General features: G+C 41.6%; 20 protein-coding genes, 1 tRNA gene and 1 pseudogene. 4 read left to right on the top strand and 18 right to left on the bottom strand.

Annotation, left to right across the window (positions count from 1 at the left end; all coding sequences use genetic code 11):
- Positions 1–200 precede the first annotated feature (200 nt).
- Positions 201–274 (bottom strand) — tRNA-Arg (locus G7Y42_RS01415).
- A 154-nt stretch (positions 275–428) separates the two neighbouring features.
- Here G7Y42_RS01415 and G7Y42_RS01410 point away from each other — a divergent pair.
- A complete protein-coding gene (locus G7Y42_RS01410; RefSeq protein ID WP_165003168.1) occupies positions 429–593 on the top strand; it encodes a hypothetical protein in 165 nt (54 codons plus the stop codon).
- Between the two features lie 212 nt (positions 594–805).
- Here the strand turns inward: G7Y42_RS01410 and G7Y42_RS01405 are convergent, their stop codons facing one another.
- The 11 genes and pseudogenes from G7Y42_RS01405 to sfsA form a co-directional block, all read right to left on the bottom strand.
- Positions 806–1,993: a GNAT family N-acetyltransferase gene (locus G7Y42_RS01405; protein ID WP_165003166.1), complete on the bottom strand. Its 1,188-nt coding sequence runs from the start codon at positions 1,991–1,993 to the stop codon at positions 806–808.
- A gap of 120 nt (positions 1,994–2,113) precedes the next feature.
- Positions 2,114–2,527, bottom strand: a complete 414-nt coding sequence (locus G7Y42_RS01400; protein WP_165003164.1) for a DUF3284 domain-containing protein — start codon at positions 2,525–2,527, stop codon at positions 2,114–2,116.
- Positions 2,527–2,709: a DUF3188 domain-containing protein gene (locus G7Y42_RS01395; RefSeq protein WP_165003162.1), complete on the bottom strand. Its 183-nt coding sequence runs from the start codon at positions 2,707–2,709 to the stop codon at positions 2,527–2,529. The genes G7Y42_RS01400 and G7Y42_RS01395 overlap by 1 nt, the downstream gene beginning before the upstream one ends.
- 31 nt (positions 2,710–2,740) lie before the next feature.
- Entirely contained in the window at positions 2,741–2,962 is a 222-nt protein-coding gene (locus G7Y42_RS01390) for a hypothetical protein (RefSeq protein ID WP_165003160.1), read from the bottom strand.
- Between the two features lie 76 nt (positions 2,963–3,038).
- Positions 3,039–4,508, bottom strand: coding sequence for a PTS sugar transporter subunit IIC (locus G7Y42_RS01385; RefSeq protein ID WP_165003158.1), 1,470 nt, complete (start codon positions 4,506–4,508; stop codon positions 3,039–3,041).
- Positions 4,509–4,622: 114 nt separating this feature from the next.
- Positions 4,623–4,943 carry a PTS lactose/cellobiose transporter subunit IIA gene (locus tag G7Y42_RS01380; RefSeq protein WP_165003156.1) on the bottom strand — a complete coding sequence of 107 codons (321 nt, stop codon included), beginning with the start codon at positions 4,941–4,943 and terminating at the stop codon, positions 4,623–4,625.
- 18 nt (positions 4,944–4,961) lie between these two features.
- Positions 4,962–5,279 carry a PTS sugar transporter subunit IIB gene (locus tag G7Y42_RS01375; protein WP_165003153.1) on the bottom strand — a complete coding sequence of 106 codons (318 nt, stop codon included), beginning with the start codon at positions 5,277–5,279 and terminating at the stop codon, positions 4,962–4,964.
- A gap of 154 nt (positions 5,280–5,433) precedes the next feature.
- Positions 5,434–8,136: a sigma-54-dependent transcriptional regulator gene (locus G7Y42_RS01370; RefSeq protein ID WP_165003151.1), complete on the bottom strand. Its 2,703-nt coding sequence runs from the start codon at positions 8,134–8,136 to the stop codon at positions 5,434–5,436.
- Between the two features lie 59 nt (positions 8,137–8,195).
- Positions 8,196–9,473: a DEAD/DEAH box helicase gene (locus G7Y42_RS01365; protein WP_165003149.1), complete on the bottom strand. Its 1,278-nt coding sequence runs from the start codon at positions 9,471–9,473 to the stop codon at positions 8,196–8,198.
- Positions 9,473–10,486, bottom strand: a complete 1,014-nt coding sequence (locus tag G7Y42_RS01360; protein WP_165003147.1) for a Gfo/Idh/MocA family oxidoreductase — start codon at positions 10,484–10,486, stop codon at positions 9,473–9,475. The genes G7Y42_RS01365 and G7Y42_RS01360 overlap by 1 nt, the downstream gene beginning before the upstream one ends.
- A gap of 16 nt (positions 10,487–10,502) precedes the next feature.
- Positions 10,503–11,230: pseudogene (sfsA, locus tag G7Y42_RS01355) on the bottom strand (DNA/RNA nuclease SfsA).
- A 199-nt stretch (positions 11,231–11,429) separates the two neighbouring features.
- Here sfsA and G7Y42_RS01350 point away from each other — a divergent pair.
- The 3 genes from G7Y42_RS01350 (at position 11,430) to zwf (ending at position 14,097) form a co-directional block, all read left to right on the top strand.
- Positions 11,430–11,738: a DUF4828 domain-containing protein gene (locus G7Y42_RS01350; protein ID WP_241161890.1), complete on the top strand. Its 309-nt coding sequence runs from the start codon at positions 11,430–11,432 to the stop codon at positions 11,736–11,738.
- Positions 11,739–11,912: 174 nt separating this feature from the next.
- Positions 11,913–12,560: a metal-dependent transcriptional regulator gene (locus tag G7Y42_RS01345; protein WP_165003145.1), complete on the top strand. Its 648-nt coding sequence runs from the start codon at positions 11,913–11,915 to the stop codon at positions 12,558–12,560.
- A gap of 13 nt (positions 12,561–12,573) precedes the next feature.
- Positions 12,574–14,097, top strand: coding sequence for a glucose-6-phosphate dehydrogenase (gene zwf / locus G7Y42_RS01340; RefSeq protein ID WP_165003143.1), 1,524 nt, complete (start codon positions 12,574–12,576; stop codon positions 14,095–14,097).
- Between the two features lie 42 nt (positions 14,098–14,139).
- Here zwf and ileS read toward each other — a convergent pair whose 3' ends face one another.
- The 6 genes from ileS to G7Y42_RS01310 form a co-directional block, all read right to left on the bottom strand.
- Positions 14,140–16,938 (bottom strand): isoleucine--tRNA ligase, encoded by a 2,799-nt coding sequence (gene ileS / locus G7Y42_RS01335; protein WP_165003141.1) that lies wholly within the window; start codon positions 16,936–16,938, stop codon positions 14,140–14,142.
- A gap of 255 nt (positions 16,939–17,193) precedes the next feature.
- A complete protein-coding gene (locus G7Y42_RS01330; RefSeq protein WP_165003139.1) occupies positions 17,194–17,907 on the bottom strand; it encodes a DivIVA domain-containing protein in 714 nt (237 codons plus the stop codon).
- Between the two features lie 20 nt (positions 17,908–17,927).
- Positions 17,928–18,710, bottom strand: coding sequence for an RNA-binding protein (locus G7Y42_RS01325; RefSeq protein ID WP_165003137.1), 783 nt, complete (start codon positions 18,708–18,710; stop codon positions 17,928–17,930).
- Positions 18,711–18,767: 57 nt separating this feature from the next.
- Entirely contained in the window at positions 18,768–19,040 is a 273-nt protein-coding gene (locus G7Y42_RS01320) for a YggT family protein (protein ID WP_165003135.1), read from the bottom strand.
- 29 nt (positions 19,041–19,069) lie between these two features.
- A complete protein-coding gene (sepF, locus tag G7Y42_RS01315) occupies positions 19,070–19,678 on the bottom strand; it encodes a cell division protein SepF (RefSeq protein WP_165003133.1) in 609 nt (202 codons plus the stop codon).
- 13 nt (positions 19,679–19,691) lie between these two features.
- Positions 19,692–20,369 (bottom strand): YggS family pyridoxal phosphate-dependent enzyme, encoded by a 678-nt coding sequence (locus G7Y42_RS01310; RefSeq protein ID WP_165003131.1) that lies wholly within the window; start codon positions 20,367–20,369, stop codon positions 19,692–19,694.
- Positions 20,370–20,381 lie beyond the last annotated feature (12 nt).

Genomic DNA, 20,381 nt, shown 5'->3' with positions numbered 1-20,381 from the left:
TTTCTTTTATTATAATCACCAAAACAATAACGTTATTTTTAAAAAAACTCCCTATCTTTAGTTTAACATCTATATATAAATAAACAAGTTTTTTTAATCATCAGCATCATTCTTTTAGTTATTTTATTTTTATGTGTTCTTGTTTTTCAGCACAAAAAAATCCTTACGCTTTCATTCAAAAAAGGCAAGGATTTTATATACGTTCCTGACTGGGATCGAACCAGCGACCTATCGCTTAGGAGGCGATTGCTCTATCCTACTGAGCTACAGGAACAGCTTCAATATATCAATTGTAGCCTGTTTGTTTTTTTCATGCAAGACTATATCACAGAAAATCCACATTTTCCTTAAGCAAAACGTTTCCATACATACTGCATCAGATGATAAAATCAAATTATGGATAACTTGTTAGTAAGGAGGTTCTGACAATGCCTGAAAAATCAAAAGAGAAAGTATACGCAGAACGTTTAGATTCATCGAAAAAAAACCGCGAACAGATCTCAAAAGAAGCCATCGAAGAGCATAAAAAAGAAAACCCTGAAACAAAAGAAAAGAAAAAATTCAAGTTTACGAAAAAAGAAGACTTACTCTAGTCACTTAAAAAACATTATTGCCAAAGTACACAAAAGAAGCTGTGACAAAAGTCTTGTCACAACTTCTTTTTCCGAATAAACGGTGTTCCAGAAGTAGCTTCTTCGAAAATAAGCCGAAATTTCACAAAAATTTGAGAAGCAATTTTCGTAAATTCCTTCTTATTTCTTGAAGTTGCCCACTTCTGTCACAACCTCTTTTTTCGTGTATCTCATCAAAAGTAATCATTAAGTACCGGCTGCTGCTGTGGCAGCAAGCGGGTCAACAACGGAATCAGCTCGTCTGTATCCGATACCTGCACTTTTTCATAAAAAACAAGTTCTTCAACTTTTCGATAACCTAATAACAGCTGAGTCAAATGCTGGATATTCCCGCGAATGGTCGGCAGAATAGTTTGTTCTGTTCTAGCTACGTGAATGATTCCATCTTCAATCTTTATTTCAAAAATCCCTTCATTCCATTTGGCATAATCATCTGCTTCCACATGTAACGCAAAGGAAGCCTGAGCTGTTTTGAATGGATAAGACTCTAGAAATCGCTGCATCTCTACGATTCTCGCCATCATATAAGGGGAGACAGTCACTGAGGCAAACGGATTGTCGAGAAGATAATTTTTGCTGCTTCCGGAATAACCGCAGGCATACTCAAATCGATCAAATGCCCCGCTGTGGGAACTGACGAAACGAGCAAGACTTCGAAAAGCCTCATGGTCCAAATATCCCCATTCTACAATGGTAAAAACAGGCGCTACTGTCTGATAGACCACGTAGCCAGTTGTTTGACCTTCTTTATCGTAATAAAGAGCATAACGATTGTTTCCTTTTTGATCAAATTTATACGTGTACCACCAGTCTTCACGTTTCAATCCAGCCCGCTGATTTTCCGGCATTCGTCCATAGATATCTTTGATCGCCTCTTTTGCTTCTTCAAAAGTCGTTCGTTTCATCTTTCCTGCAGTCTTTTTCGGTGCAGGTACGTCACGACTGTTCAACTGATAATGGATCTGATCGAATACCTGCTCATAACCGTAGCGACGATAGAAAGGATAAGAAAATGGCGCTAAGTAAGATAAGGTGACATTTCGGTCGCGACAATCTTCAAGGATTCTTTCCATGATACGATTGATCCCGCCTTGTCCTCTTGCCTCCGGATAAGAAGCGACATAGCCGATCCCAGCCATCAAATATTCTTGACCATAAAAATCAATCGAAAAAGGTGTCGCCATGACTTGGCTCGTTAATCGATCCTCCTCATCAAAAAATCCGTAATTCCATGAATTTTCTGCGAGCATTCGAAATCGTTCCCGCCGTTTCGGTGTATCTTCTCCATTGAATGCATAAGCAGCCAGCTCGAACATTTCTCCAATGTAAGATACAGCCAGTTCTTTTACCTGTTTTGTCATGTTGCTTCCCCTTCCTACAAAAAAGCTAGCAGAAACACTGCCTAGTCATGCAGTTGTTCCTGCATACTTTTAACAGCATTTCTCTCTAGCCGTCTTTCTTTTGATTGATATCTCTATTGCTCAATAGGTTTCTTCAATCATCACGAGCATTTTTTTGAAACGCCGACGCTTGAAGTACATCAGAAGCGTACCTAGCAGCATATCATTCAGCTTCTGTAACATACCGTGAGATTCCATCTGTTCCGTGTAATGGACTTCACACGTTTTTTCATCTAATGGTTTGATCTGATAATGGACGACAAATTCATTTTTCGTCGTTGATGTACGGAATTTATAAGACTGGTTTTCGATGACTTCTTCGATTTTTATACGTGCTCGATTGTTTTGAGAGAATTGCTTGACATATTCTAGATTTTTTAGCTGCTTGCGTGTCACAGATTTTCCAGTCGCCTTGCGTACATCGAAAAGAACAGAATCCATTACTTTATCATAGAAAAACGATGCTGGGATATTTAACTTCTTTACGATTTCCATTAGTTGTTCTTCTCCTTCGTCTCTTCTCTTTTCTTTCCTTTTAAAAAGAAATAGATGCCTAGCCCTGTTAGAAAAAGGCCCGTGACCATACTGTATAAATCATAGTTTTGTGAATTTGGATTCAAGCTGTACAATACAATCAATGAACCGAGACTGCATAAAAATAAACCATTTTTCATCATGTGAACCACCCTGTCTTTTCACTCTTTTTTCTTAAACAGCTGCAGCCTGGAAATAAAGGACTGTTCCCCAAGGCTGCGCTTTGATCAGTTCCTTGGCTTTTCTGGCAGCTGCTTCTGGATCTTCTGCAGTTGTGTCAAACAACATTTTGATTCCTTGTTTTTCTTTGAACGTAAACGTGATGCCTTCTTCATTATACCCTTCCAATAATTCTTTGATAGCCTCTTGCTGCATTGCACTTGCGATCGAAATCATTTCCATCTCTCCTAACGTTTATCTATAAGAGGACGAGGCACATGATTCGCTGCCCCGCCTCCTTCTTTTTTACATTCTACTGATTCAGTTTCTGTTCACCAGCTGCTGGGTCCATTTTGTTTGCTGAGATCACAAATGGTGCCCAGATCACGAAGGTGACGACCATACATACTAAAGTAACGATCGGTGCGCGCCAGTCTGCCCCGGTTGCTAAGAAAGAAAGCAGGAACGGCGGTACTACCCAGGTCACTTGTTGCGAGACTGGTGCTACTAATCCAAGATATGTTGCTATCCAGCCTATTGCAGTAGCAACGACTGGTGCGATCAAGAATGGGATGAACATGATCGCATTCAGCACGATCGGCAAACCAAACATCACTGGTTCATTGATATTGAAGATACCAGGTCCGATCGACAGCTTCGCAACAGTTAAATAATCTGCCCGTTTTGAAAACAGCAAGATAGCGATCAACAAGACGATCGTTCCACCAGATCCACCAAACCATGCGAATGCGTCAAAGGAACCGCGTACCCACATGTATGCTTTTCCATCTTCAATCGCATCTAACACTGCTGGTGTACCCGTTTTGCCATTGTATCCCTTTTGAAAGATGTCGATATTAATCAGCTGTGCTTGTCCCCAGATTCCTTCTAGGACAGGTGCCAAAACGTTTGGACCATGGATCCCGAAGAACCAGAATACTTGGACAAACACGGTAACGATCAATACAGCTCCTAAGCCTTGAGACAATCCTAGGAATGGCTCTGCGATATATTTTTGGACTAAGTCGATGATCAGTTGACCATCTGCTAAACGTCCTACGATATAATTGATGATTGCAATGATATATAAAGCGATCGTTGCGGGCAAAATCGCCGCAAAAGCTTTCGATACTGCAGGTGGAACTGAATCCGGCATTTTAATAGTGATATTAGCCAACATCAATTTACAGAAGATGATTACTGAGATCGCACCCATGATCATTACGGTGAAATAAGCATTTCCATTTAAATGATCCAGCTTCAACCAGCCCCACAGGCCGACAGATAATGTGCCGTCTGTGATCGTTGCTCCCAATTCTGTTCCATTGATTGCATCTGCGACGTTTGCAGGGACATTCACATTCAAAGGAGCAGAAAGTGCGGGACCAAAAGCGATTCCCTGGATCAATGTAGCTAATCCGACAATCCCTCCGGCTAGATCGTTCACCCCATATGCTCGAGCTAAGTTATACCCCCACGAAAAAGCAAAGATCAAACCTGCGATAGCCAATGTGCCGTTCCATACAAATCCGTTGATGCCGATGATGACATTCAAGACTGCAAAGATTCCTTTGTCTGCTGCCAGACTGTCTGCATAAGTGCTGATAAATTGCTGTGGCAAATCTCGAATAATTGCATTGATCATTACAGCGACAGATCCAGCCATGGTTGCAGGCAATGTACCGATAAAGGCGTCACGCAAAGCAACTAGGTGCTTTTGCGCGCCGATCTTAGCGGCAACGGGCAGGATGTATTTCTCCATCCAACTTGTTAAACCGTTCATTTTTTATTTCCTCCTATAAGTTTTTTATACAAAGAGTCTTCTCTTTATACCAAATTAAAAAATCCGTTCAAAAATTTTTTAGTAGCTTCTTCCGTTCAAAAAAGAAGGTGGTATTTATTCGCTATAGGTCCGACGGTAAAGATCAATGATTTCTTTTGCCAAATCAGTGAATGCGATTGACGTCATCAAGTGATCCTGACTGTGGACAGTTAGTAGTGTGACCTGTACATGATTGCCTTGTGCTTCTTGAGTCAGCATATCTGTTTGTGAATGATGGGCTTGAACAAGCGATTCTTCCGCTTCAGCGATTTTTTGCTCCGCTAATTCGAAATCACCGTGCTTCGCTGCTGCAATCGCTTCCATTGCATCGCTTTTTGCATTTCCGCCAAACATGATCAATCCCATGATTGCTTCTAGATTTTGTTGATCCTCCATTTTTTCCTCCAGCTTTTCTTATTGCATCAGCTTTTCAGCTTGTTCCAATACTTTGGCACCATTCATCATCCCATAATCTTGCATATTGATCACATCTAGCGGGATACCTTTAGGCGCTAGTTTTTGTTCAAATTGAGCTTTCATAAAGCGGACTTGAGGCCCCAATAGTAATACATCGACATTCTTTGCTTCTAAATTGTTGTCTGCATCAGAGGCAGAAACGGCAAAGATATCTGCATCCATTCCTTTTTCTTCCGCAGCTTTTTGCATTTTTGTCACCAATAAACTTGTACTCATCCCAGCAGAACATACTAACATAATCGTTTTTTTCTCCATTTTCTCCACTCCTTTTAATTTGTTTTACACATAATTATAATGCAAGAAACATGCCAAATAAAAAAAGAACCAAAATAGCGTTTTCATGCCTTTTAGTTCTTTTTCTTTGTGCGCACACAACGGCTTAGTGTGTAAACAGAACGCTTAGTGTGCTTTATTTTTTTATTTTATTCTCAATGAACATCTGCGTAAGAAAGGCGATCTCGTCTTCTGGGATCTTTATCCCATATTTCCGCTCTAGCGCCATGAGATTGGCTCGAACGATATCCATTTCCAACCGATAGATTTTGACAAACATCGACAATTTTTCAAACACTCGGCTTTGTTCATTTCTGACTAGACCATCCAACATAAATGCAATATGGATCAAGATACCTGCATCTACACCTGGTTCTACGATAATCGACAGATCAGATTGGATCTGCTGCACGATTTTTTGCAGGGAACGGATCAGTTCTTCGACAGAAAAAGTCGCATCTAACGAACCTGTCAAAGAATCCACGATTTTGGCTATCGGGATTTCATCGTCTGCGATACGCTTCAGTGTGTTCAATTTTTCGTCATCGAACACGTCATACGCGGAGAAAAAAGGGATATTCTGATAATCCACGTCGACTGTTCCAGCGATTGCTTTGATCTCGTATTCTTCCAGCAGTGCATCGATATGTTTTTTGAATGATTCTCTTTCTAAAAACTGCATCTGGATCACTTCGACTTTGTTTTGATTGATCACCGGCACGATCCGCTGGTATAGTTTGGCAGCAACACCTTCTCCAGTGAAACAAGTCACGATCACTGCTTTTTTCCGTTGCTGTTCTTCTTGCTTTTCTACTTTGAACTGATCCTTTATGATCGATTCGAAAGAAATCTGGATATTCTGATAGATATCTTCTAGGCTTCGTCCGACATTGGCCATTCGTACCGCTTCGATCACGACCATCGTGCTGCTCATAGTGATCGCTTTGGTCCTGATCCCTGTTTCTTCAAAGATCAGATCACTGAATGTGTTCAATGAGCCCATGTCTGTTAACAACATCAGTCCGTTCGTAAGCGAACTTTGCCGACTTTGGACATAGTGCAGTACTTCTTCATACATGGTTTGGACTTCCATCGCTAATGGCATGTTGAATGCTTTGCCCAGCTTCGTTCCCAACAATTCTTGGGCCATTTCCAGCATGCTGGAAGCTGTTTGCCGGCCGTGCATCAAGACGAGGACATCCACTTTGTTTTCTTTGACTGGCTCACTTTCACCTAGACTGATCGAAAGGAACATACTGATAAAGCCGATCTCATCGAAAGGGATCTCTACTTGCTGCTCTTCTTCGATGATCGTTGAGAGATCGATGGCGACTTGGAATTCTTTCTTGAAATTCTTACGTACGTTATTTAAATCTGGATGAACGATCATATGCCCTTCCCTTACCCTGTCCAATGTGCTTTGCAGATGGAGTGCAAAAGCGAATCGGGCTTTTTCATTGTACACACGATCCAACCGTTTTTCGGCTATATCATACAATTCATTCGTCAGTCGCCAGATATCATCAGGCAAAAGGTCTTTAGGGATCGTACTATTGGTAAGTTCTTTGACGTAAGTTTGGAAATAGGCATCGACATCTTTTGAAATCAGTGTTTCAAGATCCACACTTTCTACTCCTGTTTCAGAAAGAGTAGTGACTTTTTCTTCGATATCATTATAAACCTGCATATTTCTTTCAGGATCTTGAGACCAGACCACATCAGCAAATCCAGGTTCAAAAGTCAGATACTGGCTTTTGCTATCCATGAAACGGTCCAGGCGTTCTGGGATCTCTCTGATTTTCAAAAGACCTTTCTGGACGTGGAGCGAAAGCTCTTCTTTTCGAATGATCAGTTTCTCTTCATTATGTGTTCGGTAATGAAGAAAGGATTTTGCACAGACGAGTTTCAGATCACGCTTGACCTGTCCGATGTTTCCTTCTGCATCATATAACATAAAAGCGAGGATCGCTTCTTTTTCGATGTCGATCCGCTGATTCAGCCGATTAGCTTCTTGTTTGATAAATAGCGAAATGATCTCATAGCGTTCATCTAAGGAGCGGGAAGCTAGATTCGGCAAAGTGATTGCCATTGGTATCCTGCGATTGAACGTCGTCAAAAAGCTTTCGGAAGATTCTGTCGTAGCTCCTATGATCTGGACAGATGCTTCATGGACATGTGCACTTTCTCCTAATGGCCTATAAACACCTTTATCGATAAAGGTAAACAGCATTTCCTGTCCTTCTGGAGGCAAACGATGGATTTCATCTAAAAACAAAATACCGCCATCGGCTTTTGCCATCAACCCAAGGCTGTCCTGTGAAGCTCCGGTGTAAGCCCCCTTCTTGATCCCGAAAATATGCCCAAAAAGCAATTGCGGATTCTGTGCATAATCTGCACAATTGAAAGAGACAAACGGCGCATCCGGCGAAAGCATCTCCGAGTCGATCGCAAAATGATACATGCACTCAGCGAACATCGATTTCCCTGTGCCGGTTTCTCCAAATATAATGGTATGCAATCCTCTCGGCGGGTAAAGTATGGCTGCTTTTGCCTGCTGGATACTGACTTTCAATGAATCATTCTCGCCCACAAGTGTCTCGAATGTCACTTGTGTCGAAGAATCCACATGGACTTTATCTGAAGAGGATTTTTTAGGAGGCATCGAGTAAATGACAGGACGGCCAGCTGACTTAATGATATAACGTTCTTTATAAAGCTCGCTTAAATAGCGGCTCGCGTTGCTTCGATCGATTTTCAGGTGACTGGCTACATCGCTTGCAGATAATCCCTGTTGGTTCTCAGTCAGCAAATCCAAGATTTCTTCTTGCCTTTCGTTCACATAATCCCTCCTTTAATCATTTTCTTGTTTCCGTTTTCATCATATCATAAAAAAGGCGCTTATTTGCGCCTTGCTCCTTTATTTTTACTTTTTTTTGATTTATTTTTACGTTTTTTCTTGATTGTACTCTCGTTATGTTTCGTCTCTACTTCTTTTTTTACAGGAAGTGCAGACTGCTTGCTTTTTGTTTGGGTGAACTGTTCCTCTTTTTGTGGAGGCTCCGTTTGTAACGACCCGCCATGAAGATAAACTTCTTCAATTGTTATGTTTGTGTGGCTAGCGATCCGTTTCAGATCTCTCAGAGTGTTATCTTGGACGAATGTGACAACGATCCCGTCGTTCCCCATTCGACCAGTTCTACCCGACCGGTGCAGATATGATTCTTCGCTCAAAGGGACTTCCGCATTGATCACATAAGGAAGTGCATCAATATCCAGACCTCTAGCCGAGACATCTGTAGTGAATAGTGCACGGACACGTTTTTCTTTCAATTGATCAAGTGCAGCTTTACGAAGCAACTTGTTCTGATCAGAGGCTAAACTTGCTACAGGCACGCCCCGATAAACCATCTTCTCTTCCATCACACCTAATTCACTCAACTGATTGAAAAACACCAATCCTTGGAAATCTTTGACGTGAGCGATCCGTCTTAAATAATCATCTTTTTTCCTTGATGGTACGCGAAGAAAATAATGCTTCAGACCTTTTCTCGAATCATCTTCATGTGTCACGTCGATCGTTTCAAAAGATCGTCCCGTCACTTTTTCGATTGCTTCGATCGAGCGATCTGCTGTAGCAGAGAAAAAGGCTAACTGATATTCCACTGGTGCTTGGTGCAGGATCTGCTCGACCAATTGGACGCTGCTGTCTGCAAACAGCTGGTCTGCTTCATCGAATACGATCGTTTTGATCTGATGTGCCTTGACTTTTTTCGTTTTCATCAATTCTAGCACGCGACCCGGTGTCCCTACGAGGATTTCCGGTTTTTTCTTCAATCCTTCGATCTGGCGTTTGACATTCGCGCCCCCTACTAATGACTGCACATTCAAGTCTAGCTCTTTTGCCCATTCTCGGGTAACATCTGCCACTTGGATCGCAAGTTCCTGAGAAGAAGCTAGGATCAGCAACGAACTTCCTTCACTTGGTGAAACATTCAAAAGCAGTGGCAAAAGATAAGCCAGCGTTTTCCCAGAACCTGTCGGAGATACTCCTATGATACTTTGTTTGTCGCGCAGTGGCTGAAATACTGCTTCTTGGATCAGAGAAGGCGCAGCAAATGCTTTGTCCGCCCATTTTTCTTGCCATTGCTTCGGAAATTCCATTGTCCATTCATTCATTAAAAATCTTCCTCATTATCAGCATCAAATTTGATACCGCCATTTTTTCTTAAATCGTAAATCACTTGGTTCACATTCCTTGCTAATTCGATCCATTCTTCATAGAGAAGTCCCCATGCCGGATCTTTTGGATGGTTCAATACATTGGCGAAATCCATCGCTTCGTCTGCCATCGGATTTTCTGCCGCTGTGATCGACAAATCAGCTGTTTCGTTATGTGTACGATCGTGGTATTCTGCTTGCGTGATGGCATTGACCCCATTCATTATCAAAGTCCCGGAATCAAAATAGATTTCAGAAGGCAAGTAAGAATCACCGATTTTCCCTGGTTGGATCGCTACATCAAATGACTCATAACGCAAGATCCCCCAGCCTAGGCCATCTACACCGGTTGAGATTTTTCTTGGGAAATAATGTACTTCTGACGGCATACCGAACCACGCTACCGCTGCATAGACTAAATAAACGCCTAGATCCATCATTGCACCACCAGAAAAATGCATGGAGAAAATGTTTGGCTCTTCGCCATCCAATACCTGATCGTAACGAGAAGAATACTTCATATAACTGAAGTTTGCTCCAAGGATCTCATCTTTCAGCGGCAAATACTCAGCGATTTTTTTGAAGCCAGATTCATGGATGTTTCGAGCTGCTTCAAAGAAATAGACATTTTGCTGGTTGGCCAGATGGATGATCTCATCCATCTCTTTTGGTGTGGAAAAAGCCGGTTTTTCCACGATCACATTTTTCCCTGCCAAGATTGCCTGCTTTGCCTGCTGGAAGTGCAGACTATTAGGAGAAGCGATATATATCGTATCCATATGAGCGATCCCGAAAAAGGCCTCTAAATCGGTCGCAAATTCGATATCTCCTTCATATTTTGAACCGAATTCCTGCGCTTTTTCCAAGTGTCTCGAGTAGACAGCTGTCAACTCATACTCGTTCGTACTTAATGCTGCCTGGACAAATTGATGTGTGATCCAATTTGTACCGATTATTCCTAAATTGATCATTCTTTCCGCCTTCTTTCTATAAGATAGGATCTTTGAAGGGATAGTCCACATCGAATGGAATCGCTTGTTTCACCCTTACTTCATCTGATGTTACCTGACAATTATAAGCAAGAACCTGTACGCCGTTTAATTGTGCGTAGCGGGTCATATTCGCAAGCTCTGGCTGCATGACCTCATGGATCGTTGCTATATGCAAGTGTTCGAATTGCGCAATGAAAAGAACATAGGCATGATATCCCTCTAACTGCGCTTGTGTTAATTCTTCTATATGCTTCAGCCCTCTGAGTGTCGGTGCATCTGGAAAAGCGCCTACCGATTCATTTTCCAAAGTCATTCCTTTTACTTCGACAAATATTTTTTGCCCAGAAGAGGTCTCCAGGTAAATATCGAACTTGGAGTGCCGATACTTCACTTCCCGTTTGTACAAGGTGAACTCCCCCATTGCACCAGGCAGCTGGATCGTCCCGTCCAAGATCGCGTCAATCGCCAGTTTATTGGGAAGTTGACTGTCGATGTTGAACCACTGCTGCTTTTTTTCACTGCGATCAAGTCATAATTTGTTTTCCGCTTTGGGCCAGGTGCAAAGGCAACAGCAACTTCTGCTCCCGAAATCAGGACTTCTTTGCCGCGTCCGGTATTTTTCACATGAGCGATGATCGCTTCTCCGTCTTTTTTCACACAATTCGCTATGAAACGATTCGGCCGGTCAATGAAAAAAGCTGTCTCTACCTGTTGATACTTCAAAATATGCCACCTGTCTTCCTACTATGTATCCTATCATAATTTTAACAAAAACACTTGAAAAACCAGTCGAAAGTCTTAGAGAAATTTTAGTTTTTTTTCTGTAGAATGGAGGTAACAGAAAAGCGTGAAGATACAGGATGAGTAAACAGCTGAGAAGGAGTGGTTCGATGAGAAAAAAATTGTTTATCTGCTTGGAACATTGTTCGTTACTTTAGCCGGCAGTCTGTTCTTTCGAAAGAAAAAACAGACGAGACAGCTGTTCGATCCTGCACAGTATTGCGGTACTTGGAGCTTTGAAGATGAAAACGGCCAAAAACATCATTTGACGATCTCCTCAGATTTCACCCTTTCGATCAATGATCATCCACTTGGCACTACGGTGATCAAAGTCGATGCGGATCAACTAGTCGTACGTGATCAGTATGGTTTTTATTTGACTTTTTCTTACCCAGATATGACTTTTTATGATGAATCTGCCGAATCTTATTACCCTCTATCCAGATCATAAACATGAAACATTTTTCGACAACCGGCGAAAGCATCAGGACGATCCTGTGCTTTCGTCTTTTTTTGCAGAATACGCACATTTTCTTGTTGTTTTTTGCCTAGAAAAATAGTCAATTTCTCTTTTTTTTGTTACACTAACTAATGATGGTTTCTTACCATGAAAGGATGATCGAATATGACACCAAACCGAGAAGATTATTTGAAGATCATTTTGGAACTAGGCGGTGATACAACAAAAGTAAACAATAAGCAAATCGTATCCAGTCTGGATGTCTCACCAGCATCTGTCAGCGAAATGATTTCTAAACTTGTGAAGGAACAGCTTGTTGAACACTCTCCCTATCAAGGAGTACAATTAACAGCAAGCGGATTGCAAAAAGCAAGCAGTTTGATTCGCAAGCATCGTTTATGGGAAGTTTTTTTAGTTGAACATTTAGCGTATAGCTGGAATGAAGTACACGATGATGCCGAAGTACTGGAACATGTGACTTCAGAACAGCTTGCTGACCATTTAGAAGACTATTTGAATCATCCTGAACACTGTCCGCATGGAGGGATCATTCCAAAAAAAGAACAGGTTGTCCACGAAGAACGGCGCCAGACATTAGAATCCTACCCGGTCGGAACGAAGATCCGCATTGCACGGGTGCTTGATGAAAAAGAGCTGCTTGATTATTTGGTGACGATCGATCTGAACATCGATGAGGAATATGAGATCATCGATATCGCAGCTTATGAAGGACCCGTTACGATCCAGAATCAAACAAAAAAAATTCCTGTCAGCTTCAAAGCGGCAAGCACGATTTTTGTCGATAAATTATAAAGGAGCATGCCCTATGTCTAATGAAAAGAATGCATTATTTACGATTTTTGGCGGTACAGGCGATTTGGCACAACGTAAATTATACCCCTCTTTATTCCGTCTTTACAGAAAAGGAAATCTCGGAGAACATTTCGCTGTTATCGGTACGGCCAGACGTCCTTGGAGCAATGAGCATTACCGTGAAGTAGTCAAAGAAACGATCCGTTCATTAAATCCGACTGATGCTGAAGCAAACACCTTTGCGAGTCATTTTTATTATCAGTCACATGATGTCAATGATTCGACACATTATCAAACATTGAAAATCCTAGCTGATCAATTAGATGAACAATATCAACTGAATGGTAACCGGGTCTATTATCTGGCCATGGCTCCGCAATTCTTCGGTACGATCGTCTCTCATCTGAAATCTCAGAAGATCGTGACAGAAACTGGCTTCAATCGGCTGATCATCGAAAAGCCTTTTGGTTCTGACTATCAGTCCGCTTTTGAATTGAACCAACAAATCCGCGAAGTTTTTCCTGAGAAAGATATTTTCCGGATCGATCATTATCTAGGAAAAGAAATGATCCAAAACATCTCAGCAATCCGTTTTGCCAATAACATTTTTGAATCGCAATGGAATAACCGCTACATCGACAATATCCAGATCACATTCGGCGAAAGCCTTGGAGTAGAAGATCGAGGCGGATATTACGATCATAGTGGCGCACTGAAAGACATGGTGCAAAATCATATTCTTCAAGTCGTTGCTTTACTGGCAATGGAACCTCCTGTGGCTTTTTCGGAAAAAGAAATCCGGACTGAAAAAATCAAAGCGCTGAAAGCGATCCGCATCTACAATGAAAAAGAAGTACTTGAAAACTTCGTACGCGGTCAATATGCACAAGGCAAACTGGATGGAACAACATTCAAAGGCTACAGAGAAGAAGACAAAGTCGATCCGCAATCTGAAACAGAGACCTTCGTTGCTGGGAAATTCACCATCGACAATTTCCGCTGGTCCGGTGTTCCTTTCTACGTTCGAACAGGGAAACGCTTGACTGAAAAAGGTACACGTATCAATATCGTGTTCAAACAAGTTCCTGTGAATGTCTTCAAGACATCGATCGATGAACCTTGCAAAGACACCACGCTTCCGCCAAATGTACTGACTATCTATATCCAGCCGACAGAAGGTTTTTCTTTGTCATTGAATGGGAAAGAAGTTGGTCAGGGATTTGACACGGAACCGATCAAACTAGAATATCGTAATAGTGCTGAAATGGTCGAAAACAGCCCTGAAGCTTACGAAAAACTGCTTTTAGATGCATTGAATGGTGACGGGACGAACTTTTCTCACTGGGAAGAAGTTGCTCAATCCTGGCATATCGTTGATGTGATACGTAAAGCTTGGGATCAGTCACATCCTGAATTCCCTAACTATAAAGCAGGATCTATGGGGCCACAAGCCGCCTTCGAGCTTTTGGAAAAAGACGGCTTTGAATGGATCTGGCAGCCTGACAACTGGTACAGAGAACGAGGAAAATTGGATTGAACCGCAAAAAACGCCAGAGGCTAAGCCTCTGACGTTTTTTTGTTATTTTTCTTCGAATCCTTCTGCTACAGCTTCTGGATAATGTTCTTCAACGATGTGTGCGCAGCGACCGCATAGATGCGGAAGTTTTTCGTCTACTCCAACGTCTTTTCTTACTTGTCGGCAACGATCACATGTGTCGCCGTCAGCTTTTTCGACTAGGATAGCTACATCATCAAAAGCGATTGCTGATCCTGGTACTTCTGCGTCTTCTGACTTGATTTCAAAATAATCAGGTGACACGATCAGTAATTGAGGGATATCAGCATCGACAGCAGTCAGCATTTCACGTACTTGGCGATTTGGATAAATCGTCAATTTCGCTTCTAGCGATTTTCCGATCAGCTTGCTGTTTCGTGCTTCTTCCAAAGATTTCAATACTTTATCTCGGAAATCCATGAATGCTGCCCAAGTATCCATCAATTCTTCTTGGTTCGTAAATTCAACGTAGCCAGGTAATTCGCTCAATTGAACATACTCTTCTTCTTCCTTCAAGAAGGACCAGATTTCTTCTGATGTATGAGGGATGATTGGTGTCAACAGTTTTGCCAAAGCAACAGCTGTTTGGTAGAACACTGTTTGCATGCATCGACGTTGGTAATCATTTTCTGCTTCGATATAAACGACATCTTTTGCAAAGTCTAAATAGAAGGATGACAAGTCAGCTGTCAAGAAATTCATGACTGTGCGGTAGATATGCATGAAATTATATTTGTCATAGCCTTCGTCACGGATTTCTTTGATCACTTGATTCAAACGAACGGTCATATATTTATCCACCGAACGCAATTCCGTATAAGGAACAGTATCTTTTTTAGGATCGAAATCCTCCGTATTTGCAATCAGGAAACGCATCGTATTTCTGATTTTACGATAAACTTCTGCGACTTGCCCCAAAATATCCATAGAAACACGTACATCTGCTTCATAATCAACACTTGAGACCCATAGACGAAGAATATCTGCGCCGAATTGTTTGATGACTTTTTCTGGTGCAATGATGTTGCCCAATGATTTACTCATTTTCCGACCTTCACCGTCAAGTGCAAATCCTTGAGAGATCACAGATTTATAAGGTGCTACCCCATTGATCGCTACACTTGTCGTAATACTTGAGTTGAACCAGCCGCGGTACTGGTCTGATCCTTCTAAGTACATATCAGCTGGGAATGTTAATTCTGGACGTTGGCGTAGAACTGCTTCATGAGAAGAACCTGAATCGAACCAGACATCCATGATATCTTTTTCCTTCGTGAATTCCCCATTTGGAGAGCCAGGATGAGTGAATCCTTCAGGAAGTAATTCTTTTGCTTCTTTTTCAAACCAGATGATCGAACCGTGTTCCGCAAATAATTTTGCGACATGCTCGATCGTTTCCGGTGTGATGATTGCTTCGCCATTTTCCGCATAGAAGATCGGTAATGGTACACCCCATGCACGTTGGCGGGAAATCACCCAGTCCCCGCGGTCGCGGATCATGTTGTACAGACGAGTTTTGCCCCATGGGATCACCCAGTCGACTTTTTCTACTTCGTCAAGGATGTTTTGACGGAAATCATCGATCGAAGCAAACCATTGCGGAGTGGCACGATAAATCACAGGTTTCTTTGTACGCCAATCATGAGGATAACTATGGGTAAAGAAATCAAGTTTCAGTAAAGCGCCTTTTTCCTTCAATAGATCTGTGATCATCGGATTTGCTTTGTCGTAGAAGATTCCTTCAAAACCAGGTGCTTCATCCGTAAATACTCCTTTAGAATCTACTGGTGATACGACTGGCAATTTGTATTTGTTTCCTGCGATATAGTCATCTTCCCCATGTCCAGGAGCAGTATGCACTAATCCAGTACCTGCTTCTAACGTCACGTGATCGCCTAAAATCACTAAGGATTCACGATCATAGAAAGGATGTTGAGCCGTCATGTATTCCATTTCCTGACCAGAAAATTCTTTGATGACTGATACATTTTCCCAGCCGATTTCTGACTGGACATTTTCAAGCAAGTCTTTTGCTACGACAAATTTACGTCCATCTGCTTCAATCAATACATACATGAATGAAGGATTCACTGCGATCCCTTGGTTTGCAGGCAATGTCCAAGGTGTCGTCGTCCAAATCACGAAGGCTGTATCTCCATCAAGAAGACCTTTGCCATCTTTTACATTGAATGCGACAAAGATCGATGGCGACTTCACATCTTTATACTCGATCTCTGCTTCTGCTAAAGAGGATTCACTGGAAGGTGACCAGTAGATAGGCTTCAAGCCTTTGTAAATGTAGCCTTTTTCTGCCATTTTCCCAAACACGCGTACTTGTGCAGCTTCATAAGAAGGATCAAGTGTCACATAAGGATGATCCCAATCTCCGGCTACACCTAGACGTTTGAAATCATCACGTTGTTTGCTGACTTGAGAAAGTGCGTATTCACGACATTTTTCCAAATACTCAGCCATTGACATTTCTTTTCGTTTCACGCCTTTGTTAGCCAGTACTTGTTCGATCGGTAATCCGTGTGTATCCCATCCCGGTACATAAGGTGCACGGAAGCCAGACATTGATTTTGAACGGATAATGATGTCTTTACTGATTTTATTCAAAGAATGTCCTAAATGGATATTCCCATTTGCATAGGGAGGACCATCATGAAGGATGAAACTTGGTTTTCCTTCGTTCAATTCTTGTCTTTTTTGATAGATTTTATTTTCTTCCCATTCTTTTTGCCATTCGCCTTCACGGTTTGGCAAGTTCCCGCGCATAGGAAATTTTGTTTTTCCTAATTGCAGCGTTTCTTTCATTTTCATAAAACAAACACACTCCTTCGATTGTTTTTCCGGACGCAAAAAGGCATGCTCGTCACAAGGGACGAACATGCCGTGGTACCACCCAAATTCAGTTACGCCTTTTGCGCAACTCTCAAAGACCAGTAACGAGGTCAGCCGTTGTTTCTTACTAACGATTCAGAAACAAGTCAAGTAGAGGATCTTTCACTTTGCAGAGTCTTGCCGAACTTTCACTCTCATCGGCTCGCTGGAAGAATACCAAAGTGCTTTTCTGTTCTACTCGTTTTCGTTTTCATGATCTCCAGGAACGATCGAAATGTCGATAGCCTGTGTGTCAAATGCAGTCATAGGAGCTTCGATTACTCCTGTTTCTGAGTTTACATCAGTTCCATTTTCGTTGTCAAGCTGTTTTGCCAAAACTTCTTTGATGACTTCATGGCTATCTGTTACGTAGCTTGAGAATGGCTGTAAGATTTCATCCCATTCCGGACTTTTCACTTGTTCAAGCTGTGATTCCAACATCAAGCTGATTCGCTGATGGAAGACACGTGTTTTCTTCTTGAGATCTTCTGTTTCGGTCGCAAGCTGTCTTGCTTTTTCCGTTGCGTCTGTTAAGATTTTTCTTGCTTTTTCTTCTGCGTCTGTCGTCAACTGATGCGCACGTTTTTCCGCATTCGCCACTAATTCATCTGCTTTGTTTTGAGCAGATGTCACGATGACTTCTGATTCTTTGCTTGCGCTTGTTTTTACTTTGTCAGCAGTATCTTGTGCGACAATGATCGACTGATTCAACGCATCTTTCAATTCATTGAAATATTCCAGCTTTTCTTCAGAATGTTTCACTGCTTTTTCTAATTCACGATTTCTTTGAGTCACTTCTTCATAATCACGGACAACAAGGTCCAAGAAGTCATCTACTTCGTCTTGATTATATCCCCGCATTTTTGTCGGGAATGTTTTATTTTGGATATCTAATGGAGTTAAAGCCATGAGTAAACCACCTTTTTGTTTTATTTACGTAATACACCAAACAGCACCCTGTATTTTTCTTTTTTCGTTTTTCCCTCAAGCTCTTGGATCTGGATTCTCCCGTATCCTCTGATGGAAATAATATCTAATAGTTCAAGCAGAAAATCAGGTCTGGTATTTTCAGTCCAGTTCACTTTCACTTTCCCTGATTCGATCAATTGTTTCGATCGTTGTCTGGAAATATTATAAATCTCTGAGATCACACTATCCAGACGCATAGAGGTGACCGTTCCTCTTTCTTGTGTCCAGCTGTCTTTAGGTAAGATCATTTCTGTGTATTTCATCGGTTCTAGTCGCGCAGCTACTTTGCCGATCTTCGTGATTTGTGCAGTGACGAAATGATCGACTTCTTGTGCGATGAATACTTGCCAACGTTCGCCATCTGAGATGATATCACCAAAATAAGAACGTTTGATGCCTGTCCCTACTAAAGTTCCAAGGATCTTTCCATGACTCAAACTGGCAAATTTACTAGGATAATGGATCTCATAAAGGGCGATCTCGAAATCTTCCTCTTCAGGTTGGTAATAGTCTGGGAAAATCAGGCATCTTTTTCTCTCCGCTTGCTCATATCCTCCATAAAACATGAACCGTAAATCGCTGTTTTGACGGATCAGTGTTTCTAAGATATAAGACTGTCTTGGATCAAGGAACTCAGTCAGATAAGGTGCATACTGTCCCTGTACCTGCTCGATCCAATCACCCACGGAGTCGATGAACGAACGCTCATCTGCTCGAAAGTGCTGATATACATTTGCGTCCAACTTTTTTACCTCCCTGCTTGTTTATGATGGAAATAAGATCGTCTACTTATATCTAAGTTAAATAATTGCCCCCGCAACGATCCAGACTAAGATATGCGCAAGTCCCTGCATGGCTAAATTCAAGATGATGATTGCTCCCAAAATCGTAAAATCGAATGGACCGATTCTTAAGGGCAAGCGATCAAACAAACTGAGATATGGTTCACATATTTTCGATAGAAAACGACCGAGTCCCGATTGATACCCGCCCGGAAACCATGAAAGTAATGCATAAACGACTAAGAGTATCGTATAGAAATAGACTACACGCTCTAATAATTGAAATAGCATAAAAATAATATAAATCGTAGTTCCTCCTCTTACAGATCAAACAAATTCGCATCTGCAAAAGATTGAGCAGTTGAACTGTCAATCTCCATTCCTGTAGGTGTACAAAGGAAGATCTCATCTCCTACACGTTTGATATCTCCATCTAACGCGTAGACAGTTCCTGTTAGGAAATCCACGATCCGTCTCGCTTGTTTTTCTTCTACCAAGTGAAAATTCACTAAAGTAGCTTCGCCAGCGAGGATACGTTTAGCGATCGTCATTGCTTCTGAATAAGCGCGTGGTTCCATCACAGTGATTTTTCCAGCTAGATTTGCTTTCGGCTGAAAAGAGTTTCTTGAAACTGTTTCTTCTTTTCGTACATTTTTTGCAGGTGACTGGTGCAGTTCAATTACTTTCTTTTCACTTGGCTGTGTTTTTTCGCGAGTTACTGGACGAGTAGTTGCAGTCCGTTGTGTCTCACGAGAAGGTGCAGCCGATACAGTCTGTGTTTGATGATTCTGTGTTGTTATTTTTTTTGTTGGCTGTGGTACAGCCTTTTGTGCTTTTTGTGTTGTTTCAGGATGATCTTGATATTCGTACTCTTCTTCATCAGCTAATCCGAAAAAATTAGCAATTGCTCCTCTATTTAAAAGCGGCATGTTTGTTCCTCCCTTATTCGTCTTTGAATAGCGCTGTGCCTACGCGGATAAATGTTGCTCCTTCTTCGATCGCAAGTTGAAAATCCTGGCTCATCCCCATGCTTAATTCTGTACATGGTGCATGTGCATAGCCTTTTGCTTGAACAAGATCACGCAATTCTTTCAGCGTTCCAAATACTTTATGGATTTCTTCTGCAGAAGCTTCTTTAGGTGCCATCGTCATCAACCCAACAACCTTTATTTTTGAATAGGCAGCTAAAGATTCCAAGAAAGGAAGAAGTTCTTCGGGGGAGATTCCTTGTTTGGATTCTTCTCCAGAGACGTTTACTTCAACAAAACAAGCGATTTGCTTTTCTGCTCTTTTTTGAATTTCTTCTGCTAATTTTAAACTGTCCAACGCATGAAAGTAATCAATTTCATTTATAATCAATTTTACCTTTCTACGTTGTAAATTACCAATTAAATGCCACTTTATTTCAGGATGATCAAGTAAATCTTGTTTCTTTTGCAACAATTTATCTACACGATTTTCTGCGCAATGCGTAACACCTGCTTCTACCAGCTCTTTTGCCTTTGCCGATTCGACAGATTTTGTTACAGCTACTAAGGTGACTTCTTTCGGATTACGATGAACAAGAGCACACGAATCCTGAATTTCTTGCTCGATTTTCTGCAAGTTGTCAGCAATCATGTGCTCTTCCTC

The organism is Enterococcus sp. ZJ1622 (assembly GCF_011038845.1).
Lineage (GTDB): Bacteria > Bacillota > Bacilli > Lactobacillales > Enterococcaceae > Enterococcus_B.
This window is presented reverse-complemented; position numbering and strand designations above follow the sequence as displayed.

Coding starts and splice junctions, on each gene's coding strand:
- G7Y42_RS01400 (WP_165003164.1), bottom strand. CDS start 2,527: ATGGAAATCGTAAAGAAGTTAAATATCCCAGCATCGTTTTTCTATGAT.
- ileS (WP_165003141.1), bottom strand. CDS start 16,938: ATGAAAATGAAAGAAACGCTGCAATTAGGAAAAACAAAATTTCCTATG.
- G7Y42_RS01360 (WP_165003147.1), bottom strand. CDS start 10,486: ATGATCAATTTAGGAATAATCGGTACAAATTGGATCACACATCAATTT.
- G7Y42_RS01405 (WP_165003166.1), bottom strand. CDS start 1,993: ATGACAAAACAGGTAAAAGAACTGGCTGTATCTTACATTGGAGAAATG.
- zwf (WP_165003143.1), top strand. CDS start 12,574: ATGTCTAATGAAAAGAATGCATTATTTACGATTTTTGGCGGTACAGGC.
- G7Y42_RS01365 (WP_165003149.1), bottom strand. CDS start 9,473: ATGAATGAATGGACAATGGAATTTCCGAAGCAATGGCAAGAAAAATGG.
- G7Y42_RS01345 (WP_165003145.1), top strand. CDS start 11,913: ATGACACCAAACCGAGAAGATTATTTGAAGATCATTTTGGAACTAGGC.
- sepF (WP_165003133.1), bottom strand. CDS start 19,678: ATGCCGCTTTTAAATAGAGGAGCAATTGCTAATTTTTTCGGATTAGCT.
- G7Y42_RS01410 (WP_165003168.1), top strand. CDS start 429: ATGCCTGAAAAATCAAAAGAGAAAGTATACGCAGAACGTTTAGATTCA.
- G7Y42_RS01330 (WP_165003139.1), bottom strand. CDS start 17,907: ATGGCTTTAACTCCATTAGATATCCAAAATAAAACATTCCCGACAAAA.
- G7Y42_RS01390 (WP_165003160.1), bottom strand. CDS start 2,962: ATGATTTCGATCGCAAGTGCAATGCAGCAAGAGGCTATCAAAGAATTA.
- G7Y42_RS01395 (WP_165003162.1), bottom strand. CDS start 2,709: ATGATGAAAAATGGTTTATTTTTATGCAGTCTCGGTTCATTGATTGTA.
- G7Y42_RS01310 (WP_165003131.1), bottom strand. CDS start 20,369: ATGATTGCTGACAACTTGCAGAAAATCGAGCAAGAAATTCAGGATTCG.
- G7Y42_RS01380 (WP_165003156.1), bottom strand. CDS start 4,943: ATGGAGGATCAACAAAATCTAGAAGCAATCATGGGATTGATCATGTTT.
- G7Y42_RS01320 (WP_165003135.1), bottom strand. CDS start 19,040: ATGCTATTTCAATTATTAGAGCGTGTAGTCTATTTCTATACGATACTC.
- G7Y42_RS01385 (WP_165003158.1), bottom strand. CDS start 4,508: ATGAACGGTTTAACAAGTTGGATGGAGAAATACATCCTGCCCGTTGCC.
- G7Y42_RS01375 (WP_165003153.1), bottom strand. CDS start 5,279: ATGGAGAAAAAAACGATTATGTTAGTATGTTCTGCTGGGATGAGTACA.